Source organism: Streptomyces liliifuscus (genome assembly GCF_016598615.1).
Lineage (GTDB): Bacteria > Actinomycetota > Actinomycetes > Streptomycetales > Streptomycetaceae > Streptomyces > Streptomyces liliifuscus.
The window spans coordinates 8407454-8424419 of the sequence record NZ_CP066831.1 but is presented as its reverse complement, the minus strand read 5'-3'; the positions used below and the strand labels follow the sequence as shown (position 1 = coordinate 8424419).

Here is a 16966-nt window from a genome sequence, read left to right as displayed (position 1 = left end):
CGGCACAAAAACTAGCACTGTTAACCACGGGCAGAGCCCGACGCTACGACGCAGTGTCGCCCACGTCCAGACCAACTTCACACGGCAGGGGCCGCGACAGCGGGGGCTTCACCCCGTACGGCCCCGCGGGCGCCGACGGCGAGTAGCCCCACAGGAAACCCGCACAGGAAAGGCGGGCTCAACGGGCGGTGCGGGCGGGAAAGGCATGAAAGCGCAGCCACACCGAACAGTCAGCCGACAGACTCCACCCGCAACGAAGACTCCGCCTCCCGAGGCCCAGGCACCTCAACCCCGGCCGCCCCACACTCCATCCCCCGAGGCAACCGCAGAGCCATCACCGCCCCCAGCAACAACAACCCCGCACTCACCAGCAACGTCACATGCAGCCCATGCACAAACGCATGCCGCGCCGCATGCCGCAACGCCTCCCCGGGCCCCCCACCCAACTCCCCAGCAACTTCATACGCCTCCCCCAGGGAATGCCGAGCCGCAGCGGACTCCCCGGCAGAGACTCCCGGAACGGACGCCAGTCCGGGCGAGTACGCCGCGTTCATCACACTCCCGAGCAGCGCGATCCCGATCCCGGCCCCTAGCTGGTACGACGTCTCACCGATCGCCGCGGCCCCACCGGCCTGCTCCTGCGGAGCCTCGCTCAGCATCGACTCGTACGCCCCGAAGAGCGTCACCTCGAGCCCGAACCCGAGCAGCACGAACCCGGTCAGCAGCAGCGGAGCGTTGTCGTGGCTCCCCATCCCCGTCAGCATGATCACCGCCGCGGCGGTGAGACAGAACCCGGCACAGACCATGGTCCGCGGCCCGAACCGCTGCAACAGCTTCGCCCCGACGAGCCCCGCGGCCATCGCGGCGATGGTCAGCGGCAGCAGCCGCAGCCCGGTCTCCAGCGGAGAGAGCTCCAGCACGAGCTGGAGATACTGCGCGGCGATCAGCTCAAGACCGACGAGCGCGAGCATCGCGAGCACGATGCACCCCACGGACGTGCTGAAAGCCGGCCGCGAGAACATCTTCAGGTCGACCAGCGGATGCCGACGCCGCCGCTGTCGCCGTACGAAAGCGACGAGCAGCCCGGCGCCGACGAGAAGCGGCACCGCCGTGAAGACGCTCAGCGGGGCCTCTCCGCCGCCGAGCCGCTTCACGCCGAGAACGACGCCGAAGAGCCCGGCCGCGGCCATCAGCGCGCCGACGACGTCCCACGGCCCGTCGCCGTCACCGGTCGACTCGGGCAGCAGCAGCCGCCCGACGGGCAGGCTGACGAGCATCAGCGGGATGTTGATGAGGAAGACCGAGCCCCACCAGAAGTGTTCGAGCAGGAACCCGCCGAGCAGCGGTCCGACGGCCGCGCCGACCGCGGCGACAGCACTCCAGACGCCGATCGCGAGCGCCCGCTCGCGTCGGTCGGGAAAGACCTGCCGCAGGATCGACAGCGTCGCGGGCATGATCATCGCGCCGCCGACGCCGAGCAGGGCGCGCGCCGCGATCAGCACCTGCGCGCTGTCGGCGAGGGCCGCGATGGCGGATGCGACGCCGAAGAGCGCGTACCCGAGGAGAAGGACGCGTCTGCGGCCGACGCGGTCACCCAGCGTGCCGAAGAGAATCAGCAGCGAGGCGCAGACGAGCGGGTAGATGTCGACGATCCAGAGCAGCTCTATCGCGCCGGGTGTGAGGTCCTCGGTGACGGCGGGCACGGCGACGTGCAGCACGGTGGCGTCGACGGCGACGAGCAGCAGGCTGACGCAGAGGACGATGAGGACTACCCAGCGGTTTGCACCGGCCCCGGTCTCCCGACGGCAACGCGCAGCGGCCGTGGTCGTCCCGGACATGTACGTACCTCCCAGATGTTCCCTCGCGTTCGGCGGATCCGCTGGGTGGGGACTCCCTGCGGCTGCGGCCCGGGAGGAGCGGTGTCCCGGACCCACGCAACAAAGGCGAGTGAGTGGTCAGGGTACGCGAGTTCCCACCGAGGACAGGTGGCGGACCTCTCACGTTCCTTTCAGACACGTGTGGCATGCGCCACGCTCCCCCGTCGGCAAGCACGCCCCGCCTGGGTCCCCGGTTGCGGGCGGCGTCGATAATCGAGCCCGTGACCGATCTTGAAACGCCCGTCGCGCCGCCCCGTGCGGGACCCGCCTGGCGCCGTGCCGCGCCCGCTCTCCTCGGATACGCGGCGGTGCGCGCGCTGGGCCTGGTGACGCTGGCGGTGTGGAGCGCCGCGCGGGACAAGAGCCCGCACCAGCTGCTCTCCGCCCGCTGGGACTCCCTCTGGTACACGCGGGTCGCCGAGCTCGGCTACGGCTATGAGGTGCGGCTGCCCAACGGGGACGTGCACTCGAACCTGGCGTTCTTCCCGCTGCTGCCCTGGCTGGAGCGGGCCTTCGCGGCGGTCACCCCTCTCTCGTACGCGGACGCGGGTCTGCTGGTCAGCGCGCTGGCCTCGCTCGCCGCGGCCTGGGGGATCTTCGCGGTCGCGGACCATGTGTACGGGAGCCGGGCCGGGATCTGCGCGGTGCTGCTGTGGGCGGTCCTGCCCGTCGGCATCGTGCAGTCGATGGCGTACAGCGAGTCACTGTTCACGGCGCTCGCCGCCTGGTCGCTGTACGCGGTCCTGACCGGCCGCTGGCTGACCGCGGGCCTGCTCGCGTCGCTGGCCGGCCTGACCCGCCCGGTGGGCGCGGCGGTGGTCGCGGCCGTCTGGGTGGCGGCGATTGCCTCGTTCGTACGGGAGCGGAGTGTTCCGGCACCGACCGGCGTGCGGATATGGCGGCGCGCCCTGGCGATGCTGCTCGCGCCTCTCGGCGCCGCCGGCTACGTCCTGTGGGTCGGCCGTCACACGGGGAAGGGCCCGCTGGGCTATCTCGACGTCCAGGCGGGCTGGCGCAACGGCTTCGACGGCGGCTACGCCTTCGCCCGCTTCGTCGCCGACAAGTTCACGTCGTTCCCGTCGGCCCTCGCCGGACTGGCGCTGATCATCGGGGTGGGCCTGCTGGTCTGGCTGTACGTGATCTGCGTACGGCAGCGGCAGCCGCTGCCACTTCTGGTGTACGCGGGGGTCGTCACCGCCCTCGCCCTGTGCGCGTCGAGCTACTTCGGCTCGAAACCACGTCTTCTGCTGCCCGCCTTCCCCCTGCTGCTGCCCCCCGCCCTGGCCCTCGCCGGACTGCGAACCTCCAGGTCGGCGTGGGTGCTGGGCGGTGTGGCGGTGGCCTCGGCGGTGTACGGCGCCTTCTGGCTGAACGGCTCCGGCCCGCCATGATCACCCAGGGTTGCGGGTGAGCAGCCGGAGAAGTGCGTGCGAGCATTCGGTGAACGAATTCAAAAGCGCCCCAAAACTTCACATTGGAATGATCAATCGAATGGAAGGAAGAGCGCACGAGGGATTCCATAATCCAAGGAAATAAACGCCCTCCTGAGAGCAATCCCACATCACATCGTCATCACAAAGAGGGTGCTTCGGCCTGGAACACAGCTCACTCGCTGTAACGTCGATTGAGTGCGTACCGAACGAAAGCTGACTCGTCTGGACCGGGTCTTCGCCCGGCTGGACCGTGAGCCGGAACGACCGGCCCACATCGACGTGCCCAGGATGAGCCGGCACCGAGTGGTCCTCTTCGCGTCCACGCTCGCCTTCTACGTCGCCATCGTGTGGGCCATCGTGATCACGTCGTGGCTGGTCCGGTTCGACTGGCAGGTCATGTTCTTCCGGCCGTACCAGCAGTGGCCGGAGATCCACGCGTTCCTCGACTACTACGTGGTGCTGGGCCAGCGCGGCCCCACCGCCGTGATGATCGCGGCCTGGCTGGGCTGGCGTTCCTGGCGGCAGCACACGCTGCGCCCGCTGCTCGTCCTGGGCGCCTCGCTGCTGCTGCTGAACATCACGGTGGGTGCCGCGAAGCTGAGCATGGGCCGTCTCGGTCCGCACTACGCGACCAACGTCGGCTCGAACGAGATGTGGCTGGGCGGCGACATATTCCCTTCGGGCCACACCGCCAACGCCGTCGTGACCTGGGGCATCCTCGCCTATCTGGCCTCGACGCCGCGCGCCCGCCGCTGGCTGTCGGCCGTCTCCGCCGTGGTCTCCCTCGGCGTCGGCCTGACCACCGTCTACCTCGGTACGCACTGGTTGAGCGACGTGGTGCTGGGCTGGGCCGCCGGCCTGCTGATCCTCCTCGCGCTGCCCTGGTGCGAGCCGCTGATCGCGCGCGCCGAGACCGCGATCTTCGACCTGCGCGACGCCTGGCGCAACCGCCGCCGTGGCACCGCGCCCGCTCCGGCCGCCCCGGTGGGCGCTCACGCGGCGCTCTCCCCGCTCGGCGGCCCGGCCGAGGACGAGGAGCCCGTGGTGCGCGAGCCGGTGGCCGCCTCCCGGCCTCCCCGGCCGCAGGGCTACCTGGCGCCGGGCCCGCATCTGGCCCGCTCGGAGCGCACCCCGGTGACCCCCATCGGCAGCCGCAGACCCCCACAGTCGGACCGAGTGACACGTGGCACCACCTCGGCCCGCCCCCTGACGGGCGGCTGAGCCGGACTGCGGGGCCCGGTACGCACACACCACGCCCCGCGCACGGCGAAGGCCCCGGCTTCTGCAGCCGGGGCCTTCGCCGTGCCTGCCATGCCTCACGACGTGCAGGCTTCACGGTGTACGGACGTCAGGTGGCGGGTCAGCCCTTCCAGCAGCGCGTCACCCGGCCGTCGGCGACCTCGAAGTTCAGCCGCCCCGAGAGGTACTCCATGGTGATGATCGCGCCCGGTGGCAGCGACCGCACCGTGGACCAGCCACGTTCGCGGGCCAGCCGCTCGGCGCCGCCCGCCTCCAGTCCGACGTACGCGTCCGGAGTGTCCGAGGGCTCTGCGGGAGGAGTGGGAATCGGTGCCATGCCGCCACGTTAGGCGGCGGAATGCGGCGGCGGAAGCCCGGGCCCGCCACCATCAGTCACCGGTCCCTCTCCGGTCACGCTTCTGTCACAGGACAACGACACCCGTTTCGGCCACGGGAACATCAGTTGCCGCACAGCGGACCGTCACACTTACGGGCGGTTCCGTACGTGTTCCGCCCGCCTTCGAACGTAATTCGGGAGTACCCGGGACTACCGCGACCGCGGCCCGAATACCTGGCGGGAAAACGCGATGCCGACCCCGCGTCCGTGCCTTTCTTTTCCGATTCCGGGGTGTGTTCCGGAAGCTGACACACCATAGGAAATGCATGGCTCAAGCACAGAACCCGCGCTTCAGGAGGCCGTACGCCGCCCTTCCTGCGAAGCCCGCTCCAGCGTCCGGGTCAGCCGGTCCCGTGCCGTCCTGATCGCCTCGACGAGCTCGACGGGTTCCAGCACCTCGAACTCGACGCCCATCAGCATCACGTGGATCACCATCACGTCGAGGCTCGCGGCCCCGGTCCGCAGGATGCAGCTGACCTCGCTCTCCGCCTCCAGAGTCCCGGCCGAGGGCGAGATCCGCTGGGCCGCCTCCTCCTTCGGCACGAGCAGCCGGACAACCGCGTGTGTGGCGTACGCGCGGACGGACACGCCCTTGGACACATAGGCGGCCAGGTCGTCGGCGGGCGGCTGCCGGGGCGTGAAGCGCGGTCCGTGGGGCGGCCTGGGCGTGACGCGGTCGGCCCGGAACGTACGCCAGTCGTCACGGTCGACGTCCCAGGCGACCAGGTACCAGCGGCGCTCGGTGCACACCAGGCGGTGCGGTTCGACCGTGCGGCGGGTCGAGGAGCCACCGTGGTCGCGGTACTCGAAGCGCAGCCGCTCCGAGTCGCGGCAGGCGGCGGCCAGGTCGGTCAGGACGGCCGGGTCGACGGCGGAGGGCTGGGGCCCGCGCAGCATCGGCACGGTGAAGGCGTTCAGGGCGCCGACCCGGCGGCGCAGCCGGTGCGGGAGCACCTGTTCGAGCTTGGTGAGGGCGCGCACCGAGGTCTCGCCGATGCCTTCGATGCCCTGTCCGGCGGCGGTGCGCAGGCCGACGGCCACGGCGACCGCCTCGTCGTCGTCGAGGAGCAGCGGTGGCAGTTCGGCGCCCACGCCGAGCTGGTAGCCGCCGCCCGTGCCGGGGCTGGCGTTCACCGGATAGCCGAGTTCGCGCAGCCGGTCCACGTCGCGGCGGACCGTGCGCGGGGTGACGCCGAGGCGGTCGGCCAGGGCCGCGCCCGACCATTCGCGGTGCGCCTGCAGCAGGGAGAGCAGACGCAGGAGTCGTGCCGAGGTCTCCAACATGAATCCGAGTCTGCCAGGCATTGCGGACAGTATCTGTCCGCAAGGGTGCGTACCTTACGAGACATGGCAGACAACAGCGCAAGCGAAGAGATCCGCCCGTTCCGGATCGACATCCCTCAGGCGCAGCTCGACGACCTGCACACCCGCCTGGACCTGACCCGCTGGCCCGACGAGCTGCCGGGCGTGGGCTGGGAGTACGGAGCCTCGCTGCCGTATCTCCGTGAGCTGACCGACCACTGGCGCGGCGCCTACGACTGGCGCAAGCACGAGGCGGCCCTGAACGAGATCCCGCAGTTCGTGACGGAGATCGACGGCGCGAAGGTGCACTTCCTGCACGTCCGCTCGCCCGAGCCGGACGCGGTGCCGCTGATCCTCACGCACGGCTGGCCGGGCTCGATCGTGGAGTTCCTCGGCCTGATCGGCCCGCTGAGCGACCCGCGCGCACACGGCGGCGACCCGGCCGACGCCTTCCACCTGGTGATCCCGGCCATCCCCGGCTTCGGCTTCTCCGGGCCCACGAAGGACCGCGGCTGGAACGTCGGCCGTACGGCCCGGGCGTGGGCCGAGCTGATGCGCCGGCTCGGTTACGAGCGGTACGGCGCCCAGGGCGGCGACCTGGGCGCGCTGATCTCGCCCGCGCTCGGCCGGGTCGCGCCCGAGTCGGTGATCGGGGTCCATGTGAACGCGGCGTCCGTCGGCTTCATCCCGCTCGGCCCGGTGGACGAGGACGTGCAGGCCGAACTGACGGACCGGGAGCGGCGGAGCCTCGCGTCCATCGGCCGGTTCACCAGCGACGGCTTCGGCTACAACGTCCTCCAGTCGACCCGCCCGCAGACACTCTCGTACGGCCTGACCGACTCCCCCGTCGGCCAACTCGCCTGGATCATGGAGAAGTTCAAGGAGTGGACGCACTCCTCGGCCGAGCTGCCCGAGGACGCGGTCGACCGGGACACACTGCTCACCAACGTGATGCTGTACTGGCTGACCGGGACGGCGGGTTCAGCGGCTCGGATGTACTACGAGAACGGCCACAGCGGTGACTGGTTCCCCGTCACGCGCTCCGAAGTGCCCACCGCCGTCGCGAACTTCGGCGAGGACGTGGCGATCCGGCGCTGGACCGAGGAGACCAACACCGTCGTCCGCTGGACGGAGTTCGACCGCGGCGGGCACTTCGCGGCCCTGGAGGTACCGGAGCTGCTGACCGGCGACATCAGGGAGTTCTTCGGCTCACTGCGATGAGCTCACCGCGGTGACGGTCACCGACAGATCGTTGTCGCTCGTGTAGTACGGCCCGGCCTCCACCGGGCCGTACGCCGTCTCCACCGTGACCGTCGGGTAGCTGAAGATCGGCTTCTTGTCGGCGATGTCGTCGAGCAGCCGGGCGATCCGTACCCGCGGACCGGTCTCCCCCGCCGGTCGCAGCCACAGATCCCAGACGCCCTCCGTCAGCCCGGAGTAGGCCACCGTGAGACCGAACCGGGCCTGGTCCGGGATGACTTCGGCCCGCACCACGGTCTCCGGCTCCTCCCGGCCGCGCAGTTCGGCGTAGGCGTCGGGGGTCAGCTCGACGCCGTACACCTGACCCCGTACACCCAACTCACCCTTTCCGATGCGCAGTTCGCCCGCCTCCGCGTGCGGGGCGCGCAGCCAGCTGCGGACGGAGAGGTTGCCGTGCTTGGTGCCGTACGGGATACGGACGGCGACATGGCCGCGCGCGCCGCTCGGCACCCGGTCGACGAGGGAGCGCAGGTCGTTGAGGCCGGGTGCCAGGCGCTGCGGCTCGCTGTCGGCGAGCTGGGCGTAGGCGTCCCAGCGGCCCTCGGGCAGCTCGACGCTGCTGGGCAGCGCGGCCCGCAGCCGGCCGTCGGCGGCCGGGGTGAGCGGCAGCCGGACCTCCTGGAGGCCGTCCCGGTGCCGGAGCACGAGATGCGTGTCGCCGGCCGTGGCGCCCGGGCCGGGGTCGGCGATGTCGAAGGTGAGCCCGCCCGCGGAGTCGGCGATGCAGTCGGCGCCCGTGGGCATGCTCACGTCCTTGTCGGAGTGCCGGTGCGAGGCCTGCGGAGCCACCGTCATCATGCGGAGCTCTCCTTCCCGAGTACGGTCCGTCCGGCATCCCGAACGGCATACGCGCCGCCGAGCAGGGCGCCCCGCGTGCGATGCAGTGAGCCGCGCATCCGGCCGATCTTCGAGTCGCCGCCGCGCGAGACGAGACCGGAGAAGATCGACTCGTAGCGTTCGGCGATCCGGGCGGGGTCGAAGCGCGCGGAGTCCTTGAGCGCGGCGTGCGCCATCTGCTGCCGCAGCTCGTCGTTGTTGATCAGTTCGAGCAGTCCGTCGGCGATGGCCCCGACGTTGCCGACGGGAACGAGACGTCCGTCCACGCCGTTGTCGATGATCTCCCCCGGGCCGTGCGGGCAGTCCGTGGAGACGACGGGCAGGCCGCAGCGCATGGCCTCGACGATCGTCATGCCGAAGGACTCCAGGCTGGAGGTGACGGCGGCGATGGATCCCTTGGCCCACTCCGGCTCGATGGGATGCGCCGGGCCCATCAGTAACACGTGGTTGTAGAGGCCCAGTTCGTCGATGAGCCTGCGCAGCTTGTCCTTCTGCTTGCCGCCGCCGTAGATCCGCAGACGCCAGTCGGGCCGCTGCTCGCGCACCCGGTCGAAGGCCTTGATCAGCAGGTCGTACCGCTTGACCGGGGCGAGCCGGCCGGCCGCCACGACCCACTTGCCGGAGCCGTCCGCGGGCTCGATACCGGGCGCCGGCACCGGATTGGGCACGGCCTCGACGTGCACGCCGGGCAGCCGCATCTTCTTGCGGTACGCCCCCGCGTCCGCCTCCGTGGTCGTGGTGAGCGCGTCGAGCCGCGGGTAGGCGCCGCGCAGTTCCGTGCGCAGGGACTCCGAGTGGGTGTCGAGCGTGAGGTGCTCCTGGCCGACGCGGAGCGGCCCCCGTCTGGTCTCGCGGGCCAGATGCACGTTCAGCCCCGGCCGGGTGCCGATCACCACGTCGGAGTCGGCCTTCGAGAGGTGGTCCGCGATACGGCGGTCGGTGAGAGCGCTGTACTGGTCGTAGCGGACCTCCCCACGCGGGAAGACCCGGGCCGGCGCCCGGTAGGCGGGGTCGTCGCCCTCGTATCCCGGGCTGTTCCTGCGGATGTCGACGAGGTGGCGCATGCGCACGCGTGGATCCAGTGTGAAGACCGGCTCCTCGCGGTGGCGGAGCACGGAGACGATCTCGACGTCGTGCTGCTCGGCAAGGGTGTTCGCAAGGTTGTACGTCGTCCGGATCGTCCCACCGATTCCGTAGGCGTTGTGTATCAGGAAAGAGATCTGCATGCGTCCCCGTATCTCCGGCTCATCCAGCTACCTGTGGGTTAGACCGGGGAGTTGGGGTGATGGTTGGGCTTGCTTACCATCCTGTTCCCGAACAGTTGCGCCATCGGTAACCGGATGGAGGAACCTTTTGGCCCCGGCAGGCATCAGGGCTCATAGGACAGCTGCGGCACGTCGAAGCATTCGTCGTTCATGTCGCCCTGACTCACCCATCCGTCGGCGTCCTCCCAGCGGGCCACCGAGAGGCAGGTCCTGCGGGTCTTCGGGGGTTCGGGCAGGCGCTCGTACCGGACGGGCAGCAGCAGACCGTCGGCCGTGTACGGCTTCCCCGTGTCCATGAATCGGTCGACGCACGCGCGCGTGACGCCCGTTTTCGCGCAGGACCGCGCCGCGTCCGTGAACCACATCGCGGCGGCCCAGCCCTCCAGCTGCCACTGGGAGTGGCTCTTCAGGTTCTTCGTGCCGTCCCGGAACTCCCGTACGGCCTCGTGGTCCGTGGCCGTGTCGTCGTAGTTGCGGCTCGCGCCCGTCGCCCACAGGGCGTTGCGGCAGCGCGGCGCGTCCTTGTAGTCCTCGCGGACGGTGGACGTCCAGTTCTGCACGTTGGTGACCTTGGCGAGGACGTCGGCGCCGACGTCGTCCATCGCCTTGCACAGCTGCGCGTTGCCGTAGGTGTCGATGGCGTCGAAGACCACGTCGGCGCCCTGTTCCTTCAGATCGGCGGCGGCGGCACGGAAGTTGGGCAGCGCGAAGTCGACCTGTTCGGTGACCACCTTGTAGCCCTCGGCTTTCAGCCCCCGGGTGACGAGCCGGGCGTACGCGGCCGACGCGGACTGGTTGTACGAGACGACGGCCGCCGTCCGGGCACCCTGCTCGCGTTTGAAGTAGCGGTAGATCTCGGTGCCGCCGTACAGCTTCCCGTCCCAGCCGGGCTTTCCGTTCCGTGGGGCGAGGCTGCCGTAGATCCCGTAGAGATGCGGATAGGTGTCGTACGCGGCGCCGATGGGCTGCCCGCCGATGTCGGGCACGCGCGCGCGTGACACCCGGGAGGCGCCCGCGTAGTCGAGCGCGCTGGTGGCGACGAGGGCGACCACCCTGTCCTCGTCGACGAGCTTGTGCACGCATTCGTTGTTGCCGACACCGCTGCCGCCGTCGTCGCACATGCGGACGTCGACGCGGCGGCCGTCGATGCCGCCGCGCGCGTTCAGCCGGTCGAAGTAGGCCTTCGCGCCGTCGCGCGGCCCGGTGAAGGTGTTGCCGCCGACCGGGCTGGTGGCGCTCGTGATGATGCCCACGCGCAGGGGTTCCGCCGTGTTCTGCGTGGGCGTACGGTCCGGCCGGTCATCGAAGTCGCTCTCCGGGAGACGGCTGCCGCAGGCCGTGCCCACCAGGAGCAGCAGGCCCACGACAGCGCACTCAGCAACCCGGACCCGGCGACGCATTGCCGCTCAGCCCGACCAGCCCGCACAGCGTCTTGACGGACACCTTCCACGTGTCGTCCTGCTCGACGGCGGTCCCCGCGGCGTTCGGCATGACCGTGGCGCCCTTCAGGGTGAGCGTGTACGTCACGTTCGCCGCGGTCGGCGCGGTGAACTCGATCTGGTCGACGGTCGCCTCCACCTGCCCGCCGCGCTCGTCGCCGCTGAAGCTCTCCAGGACCTGCGCCATGTTGTCGCCGTTCTCCAGGACGGCCTGTTTGTCCTTCAGGGGGACATCGGGGTCGAAGAACTTCTTCCAGTTCTCCTTGATCTCCTTCTCGGCCGCCGCCGGATCGTCCGGAGCGCTCGCGCTCGGACTCGGCTCGGTCGTCGTGGGCTGCTCCACGGAGGGCGAGGGCGGAGTCGTGTCGTCGCCGCCGCTGTCGTCGCCGCAGGCCGTGAGAGCCGAGGCGAGGACGAGTACCGCCACCGCCAGCCCCCGGCCTGTCCCCCGCCTGAGGTCACTCCCGAGAACCATCTGGCTCACCACCGGGTGTCGGTCCGGGCCAAGTGCACCCGGAGCTTTCAGGGTCAGCTTGCAGAAGGCATAGTGCAAGTCCATCGGCGGACTTGGAAGACAGTCAGACACATGACATGGGAGCCCCCATGCGAACAGCTCGACTGCGGACCGTGCACCCCGTCCTCTGGGCCGGGTGGGCCGCGCTCGCCGCGGGAGCGGTGCTGTGCGTCCTCGGCTGGTACGGGATCTCCGGCGAGCGGTTCGCGGAGCGCCAGCTGCCCTACCTCGCGTCCTGCACCGTGCCCGGAGCCGCGCTGATCATCGCGGGCGCCGTACTCCTCACCCACGGCAGGAACGCCCTCGCGGCGGCCCGCGTGGAGGAGCTGTACGGGCTCCTGGTGGCCGCCGATCCCGCCGACGCCGACGAGTCCGGGCAGGCGGCCGCCGCGCCCGTGGCCGTCAGCGGAGACCTGCTGATGGTGCCCGGCGGCACGCTGTGGCACCGCGCGGACTGCCCGCTGGTCTCGGGGAAGGCGGAGGCCCTGCCGGTCGACTCACGGGTCCTGGCGAGCGGGGAACTGGACCCCTGCCCGATCTGCGAGCCCGCCGCCTCGGACGCCCGGTCGTCCGGGGCGGACGGCTGACGGCGGACGGCTGATGGCCGAGGACTGCGGACCGGGGGCCGGGTACTGATGGCGTCGCTGACGTACGACCTCACGCTCGCCGGGCTCTCCGTCGGCAGCGCGGCCGCGCTCACCGGGATCGGTCTGGTCGTCACCCACCGGGCGACCGGCGTCCTCAACTTCGCGCACGGCGCGATCGCCATGGTGTGCGCCTATCTGCTGTGGCAGCTCACGGTCGAGTGGAACTGGCCTCTCCCGCTCGCCGCCGCGCTCACGCTGCTCGTGGTGGCGCCGGGCATCGGCATGGCGCTGGAACGATTCGTCTTCCGCCCCCTGTCCGTCCTCGGCAGCGACCCGGCGCAGACCCTCGTCGCGTCCATCGGCGTGTTCGTGCTGCTCGTCGGCGGCGCGGCGCTGATCTGGGGCCCGGGCGCCCGCTCGGACGCGCCGACGCTCGTCTCGGCGGACCCCTGGGGGCAACTGGCCGTGACCCTCGTGCTGGCCGTCGGGGTCGGCGCGGTGATCCGATGGACCCGCTTCGGCCGGGAACTGCGGGCCGTCGTCGACGACCGTTCGCTGGCCGTCCTGGGTGGCATCGACGCGGACCGGGTGGCCGCGGCCGGCTGGGCCTTCGGCTCGTTCACGGCGGGCCTGACAGGCGTGCTGCTGGCCCCGTACGTACGCCTGGACCCGTACGGCTTGCCGCTGCTCGTGATGGAGGTGGTGGCGGTCGCCGTCGCCGCCCGGATGCGCAGCCTGCCGGTGGCCGTGGTCGTGGCCCTCGGCATCGGGGTCGCCCAGAGCCAGTTGACGCGGCTCCACCCGACGGGCTGGCGGGAACCGCTGCTCCAGGCGGTGGGCGCGAATCTCTTCGTCGTCGCCCTGCTGGTCGCGGCGCTGGTCCTGCCGGGCATCGGCACGCGGGACGCGCTTCCGCGCACGGCGAGCGCCCGGGTGGCGACCCCGCCGGGCGCGTGGATCGTGGCCGTGGTCCTGTTCCTGCTCCCCCTGGGCTTCGCGGGCTCGGACCTGCACACGTCCGTCCAGGTCCCGGCCCTGGGAGTCGTCCTCCTGTCCCTGGTCGTGGTGACGGGCCGCGGCGGCCAGATCTCACTGGGCCAGGCGGCGTACGCGGGTCTGGGCGCCCTCTTCACCGCGCTGCTGGCGGCGGGCCGCTTCCCGGGCCTGCCGGAGCTCCCCGAACTGGCCGCGCTCGCGGTCGCCGTCCTGCTGGTGGCGCCCCTGGGCCTGCTGACCGGCTGGCCCGCCATCGGCCGCCACGGCCTCGCCCTCGCCCTGGCCACCTTCGCGGTGGGCGTCGGCGTCAGCCGCTTCGTCTTCGCCCAGCCGTACGCGACCTCGGGCCTGACCCTGGGCCGCCCGGCGGGCTTCGACGGCGACCGCGCGTACTACGCACTCGAACTCGTCCTCCTCGCGGGCGCGTTGCTGGCCGCCCACGCACTGCGCCGGGGCCGTACGGGCCGGGCCCTGGCGGCGATGCGCGACCACGAGGCGGGCGCGTCGGCGGCGGGCGTCCGCGTGCCGACGCTCAAACTGACGGCCTTCGTCGCGGGCGCCGCCCTCGCGGCCCTCGGCGGCGGCATGCTCGGCATGGGCCTGCGCGCCTTCGACCCCGCCGCGTACGACCCGGTCCGCGGCCTGCTGTGGTTCGCCGCGATCGTCGTCCTCGGCGCCGACAGCGTCCTCGGCGCGTTGCTCGCGGCGGCTCTGCTGGTCGGCCTGGACGCGGGGACGCGCGGCGGCGTCGCGGCGGCCCTGATCGGCCTCCTGGCGGTCCTCGTGGGCCGCTTCCCCGGCGGCCCCTACGAGGCCCTGCGCCTGGCGGCCGAACGCCTGCGGCTGCGCCGCGAGGTGATGCTCACTCCCCTGGGTGCCGGGGTGGGACGAAGGCTGCGGGCGACACTCACAGGGCCCGGCACACGCCCCCGCGTGATGGCCGCGGCGGGCGCGACCGCGGTGACCGGCCCGCACGCCGACACGGCCACCGCCACCGGGACCGGAACCGGAACCGGAACCGGAACAAAGCTCACCGGGGGCCGCCCGCTGGTAACACGACCGGTCCCCCGGCCGACTCCGGCGGTCGGCGAGCCCGCCTCTGCCTGGGCGCCCGACCCGACGGACCATGTCTCCGGACCCGGGGCCAAGGCTTCCGGCGCTCCTCCGACGCCCGGTGAGGACCGGGGCGACGGCCCGGCCGGCACCGCCCCCGTCCCCGCCTCCGAGGCGAAGGGCGCGGATCCGGCCGAGAACCGGAACCGTCCCGGCGTGCCGTCAGGCCCTCGCACCAACGATGGCGAACCCGACGCCTCTCGGACTCCGGACCACGCCCGGCGATCCGACTCGGCGCCGCCGCCCGGCACGGGTCCGGCCGGGAACCTCGGCGGTCCCGCCTCGCCCGGGTCCGGCGCAGCGCCCGGTCCCGTTCACGCCAGTGGCGAACCCGGCCCGGTACGGCCGACGCCGCCCGCCGGACCCGGACCCGGACCCGGGCCGGGGCCGGGGCCGGGGCCGGGGCCGGGAGCCCACACCGCAGGGCGTGCCTCGCCCACCCGCCCTCGGACGTCCCGGACCCCGCCGGTCCACCCCGTGCTCCGCGCCCGTGCCCTCCGCGTCGCCTACGACGGGTTCACCGCTCTGGACGGCGTGGATCTCGATCTGACCCCGGGCCGGATCACCGCCGTCGTCGGGCCCAACGGGGCAGGGAAGAGCACCCTGTTCCACTGCCTCGCCGGGACCGTGCGGCCGGATGCCGGGCGGATCGGGTTCGGGGAGCGGGACATCACCCGGCTGCCCGCCCACGCCCGGACCCGGCTCGGTATCGCCCGCACCTTTCAGCAACTCGCCGTCTTCCCGACCCTGACGGTGGCCGAGAACGTACGCGTGGGTGCCGAGCAGGGGCGCGTCGTGGACGCGGACGCCGTGGAACGGATGCTGCGGCTGCTCGGGCTCGACGGAGCCGTACGGGCGCTCCCGGCGGCGGGCCTGCCGACCGGCACCCTGCGGCGTGTCGAACTCGCGCGGGCCCTGGCGGGCAGCCCGCGTGTCCTGCTCCTCGACGAGCCGGCGGCGGGACTGGACACGGGCGAAGTGGCGGCGCTGGCCCGCGTGCTGGGGGCGCTGGCCGCGGACGGTACGGCCCTGCTCGTCGTCGAGCACGACCTGGACCTCGTGGCCGATCTGGCCGACACCGTGCACGTCATGACGGCGGGCCGCGTCGTCGCCTCCGGCCCCGCCGACCACGTGCTCGAAGGCCTCGACCGGCTCGAAGCAGACCAGGGGCACCAAGGGGGCCGAGGAAGTCAGGGGCCCGGAACGGCGGTCGACGGATGAGCGCGCCCGGGATCTCCCTGCGCCACGCGCGCGTGCGGTACGGCCCACTGGAGGCGCTGCACGGGGTGACGCTCCACGCGCCCGCCCCCGGCGTCACCGTCCTGCTCGGCCGCAACGGCTCGGGCCGTACGACCGCGCTGCGCGCCCTCGCCGGAACCGTGCCCCTGTCCCGCGGGGCCGTGGTCTGGGACGGTACCGACATCACGGGAATGCCCGCGTACGAACGGGCCCGCCGCGGTCTGTGCCTCGTCCCGGACCGCCGGGCCGTCTTCGGCTCGCTCACGGTCCGCGAGAACCTCGGACTCGCCGCCCCCGGCCAGGACTTCGCGCCCGCCCTGGACGCGTATCCCCAACTGGGCTCCCTGCTCCCGAGAAAGGCGGGGACCCTCTCCGGCGGCGAGCAGCGCATGCTCGCCCTCTCCCGCGCCCTCCTGGCACGCGCGCGCGTGGTCCTCGTCGACGAACCCGCACAGGGCATGTCCCCGACGGTCGCCGCCCGCACCTACGAGCTGCTGAGCGGCCTCGACGCGTGCGTGATCGTGGCCGAACAGCGTCTGCCGCCCGGCCTGCACGACAGGACGGCGATCGTCTACGAACTCCGGCGCGGCGCGGTCGTGTTCAGCGGCGAGGCGACGGAGGCTGCGGTCTCGGCAGCGGCGGGCCCATCAGGACCGGCGGACGCGTCGAGGCGGCGCGGGCCTGCGGGTCCGCCGGGTCCACCGGGTCCGACACTCCCGGGAGACTCGGGGAGCCGGTGGCCGCGTCCTCCGGAGGGGCCACCGGAGAAGTCGGCGAAGATGTTGCCGGAGGGGGCGTCGGAGGAAGCGCCTGAGTGACCAGCCGTCCCGGGCCCGCCCCCTTGGGCAGCTTCAGCATGGTGCCGGTATTCAGCCGCCCCGGATGCGCTCCGACCATCTTCCGGTTGAGCTTGTAGAGCGCCTGCCAGCCGCCCTTGATGCGGTACCGGCGGGCGATCGACGCGAGCGACTCGCCGGGCCTGACCACATGCGCCCGGCCCTTGAGTTTGTACCTCTTGGCACAGACGGGCCACGCCTCCCATCCCTGGACGCGCAGCACCTCCTCCGCGACCCGGATCTGCTCGCCGCGCGTGGCGAGGTCCGCGCGCGGTGCGTAGGCCAGTCCGCCGAACGCCTTCCAGGTGGGCTGCCAGAACTGCAGTCCTCCGTAGAAGCCGTTCCCGGTGTTCGCGTTCCAGCGGCCACTGCTCTCGCACTTGGCGAGACAGCCCCACGGCCACTGGTCCTTGGCGCAGTCGTACGGCACCCAGCCCGGCACCGGCGGACCGGGTGCCGTGGGCGGTGGTCCCGCGGGCGGTGGCGCCGCGACCGCCACCTCGGGGGCGAGTACGGCCAGGGCGACGGCGACGACAGCCGCGTACCGCATGCGCTTGATCGACATCGGGCCACGCTAGGCAGGCCGGTGACGGCCCTTCGGCGAGCCGCGCAGGCGTCCGACGGGGCCCCAC

Annotated in this window: 14 protein-coding genes and 1 pseudogene; 7 read left to right on the top strand and 8 right to left on the bottom strand. The window is 72.1% G+C overall.

The features are described from left to right. Positions 1–230: 230 nt before the first annotated feature. Positions 231–1838, bottom strand: a complete 1608-nt coding sequence (locus JEQ17_RS36350) for an MFS transporter (RefSeq protein WP_200399207.1) — start codon at positions 1836–1838, stop codon at positions 231–233. A gap of 260 nt (positions 1839–2098) precedes the next feature. Here JEQ17_RS36350 and JEQ17_RS36345 point away from each other — a divergent pair, with 260 nt between their 5' ends. After that, positions 2099–3268, top strand: coding sequence for a glycosyltransferase family 39 protein (locus tag JEQ17_RS36345; protein WP_200399206.1), 1170 nt, complete (start codon positions 2099–2101; stop codon positions 3266–3268). Between the two features lie 237 nt (positions 3269–3505). Then, the gene (locus JEQ17_RS36340; RefSeq protein ID WP_200399205.1) at positions 3506–4531 is read left to right on the top strand and encodes a phosphatase PAP2 family protein; all 1026 of its coding nucleotides are present in this window, start codon (positions 3506–3508) and stop codon (positions 4529–4531) included. 139 nt (positions 4532–4670) lie between these two features. Here JEQ17_RS36340 and JEQ17_RS36335 read toward each other — a convergent pair whose 3' ends face one another. Both JEQ17_RS36335 and JEQ17_RS36330 read right to left on the bottom strand, forming a co-directional pair. Beyond that, positions 4671–4886 (bottom strand): I78 family peptidase inhibitor, encoded by a 216-nt coding sequence (locus JEQ17_RS36335; RefSeq protein WP_055618508.1) that lies wholly within the window; start codon positions 4884–4886, stop codon positions 4671–4673. A gap of 351 nt (positions 4887–5237) precedes the next feature. Beyond that, positions 5238–6230 carry a helix-turn-helix transcriptional regulator gene (locus tag JEQ17_RS36330; RefSeq protein ID WP_200399204.1) on the bottom strand — a complete coding sequence of 331 codons (993 nt, stop codon included), beginning with the start codon at positions 6228–6230 and terminating at the stop codon, positions 5238–5240. A gap of 63 nt (positions 6231–6293) precedes the next feature. On the opposite strand from JEQ17_RS36330, the gene JEQ17_RS36325 reads away from it, so the two are divergent. Next, the gene (locus JEQ17_RS36325) at positions 6294–7469 is read left to right on the top strand and encodes an epoxide hydrolase family protein (RefSeq protein ID WP_200399203.1); all 1176 of its coding nucleotides are present in this window, start codon (positions 6294–6296) and stop codon (positions 7467–7469) included. On the opposite strand, the gene JEQ17_RS36320 is transcribed toward JEQ17_RS36325, so the two are convergent. The 4 genes from JEQ17_RS36320 to JEQ17_RS36305 form a co-directional block, all read right to left on the bottom strand. Further along, entirely contained in the window at positions 7458–8306 is an 849-nt protein-coding gene (locus JEQ17_RS36320; protein ID WP_234048495.1) for a hypothetical protein, read from the bottom strand. The genes JEQ17_RS36325 and JEQ17_RS36320 overlap by 12 nt on opposite strands. Next, positions 8303–9571, bottom strand: a complete 1269-nt coding sequence (locus JEQ17_RS36315; protein WP_200399202.1) for a glycosyltransferase family 4 protein — start codon at positions 9569–9571, stop codon at positions 8303–8305. Before JEQ17_RS36315 ends, JEQ17_RS36320 begins: the two co-directional genes overlap by 4 nt. A gap of 143 nt (positions 9572–9714) precedes the next feature. Next, positions 9715–11010 (bottom strand): ABC transporter substrate-binding protein, encoded by a 1296-nt coding sequence (locus JEQ17_RS36310; protein WP_200399201.1) that lies wholly within the window; start codon positions 11008–11010, stop codon positions 9715–9717. Continuing rightward, positions 10985–11524 (bottom strand): hypothetical protein, encoded by a 540-nt coding sequence (locus JEQ17_RS36305; protein ID WP_200399200.1) that lies wholly within the window; start codon positions 11522–11524, stop codon positions 10985–10987. Before JEQ17_RS36305 ends, JEQ17_RS36310 begins: the two co-directional genes overlap by 26 nt. A 128-nt stretch (positions 11525–11652) precedes the next feature. Here JEQ17_RS36305 and JEQ17_RS36300 point away from each other — a divergent pair, with 128 nt between their 5' ends. The 3 genes and pseudogenes from JEQ17_RS36300 to JEQ17_RS36290 all read left to right on the top strand — a co-directional run. Continuing rightward, positions 11653–12150, top strand: coding sequence for a hypothetical protein (locus tag JEQ17_RS36300; protein WP_200399199.1), 498 nt, complete (start codon positions 11653–11655; stop codon positions 12148–12150). 48 nt (positions 12151–12198) lie between these two features. Then, entirely contained in the window at positions 12199–15480 is a 3282-nt protein-coding gene (locus JEQ17_RS36295; RefSeq protein WP_200399198.1) for an ABC transporter permease subunit, read from the top strand. Continuing rightward, positions 15477–16118: pseudogene (locus tag JEQ17_RS36290) on the top strand (ATP-binding cassette domain-containing protein); the annotation flags it as partial. The gene JEQ17_RS36295 and the pseudogene JEQ17_RS36290, both read left to right, overlap by 4 nt. Here the strand turns inward: JEQ17_RS36290 and JEQ17_RS50930 are convergent. Then, positions 16099–16764: a LysM peptidoglycan-binding domain-containing protein gene (locus tag JEQ17_RS50930; protein ID WP_407700169.1), complete on the bottom strand. Its 666-nt coding sequence runs from the start codon at positions 16762–16764 to the stop codon at positions 16099–16101. The pseudogene JEQ17_RS36290 and the gene JEQ17_RS50930 overlap by 20 nt on opposite strands. On the opposite strand from JEQ17_RS50930, the gene JEQ17_RS50925 reads away from it, so the two are divergent. After that, a complete protein-coding gene (locus tag JEQ17_RS50925; RefSeq protein WP_234048865.1) occupies positions 16682–16912 on the top strand; it encodes a hypothetical protein in 231 nt (76 codons plus the stop codon). The two genes, JEQ17_RS50930 and JEQ17_RS50925, sit on opposite strands and share 83 nt — an antisense overlap. The last annotated feature ends 54 nt before the right edge of the window (positions 16913–16966 follow it).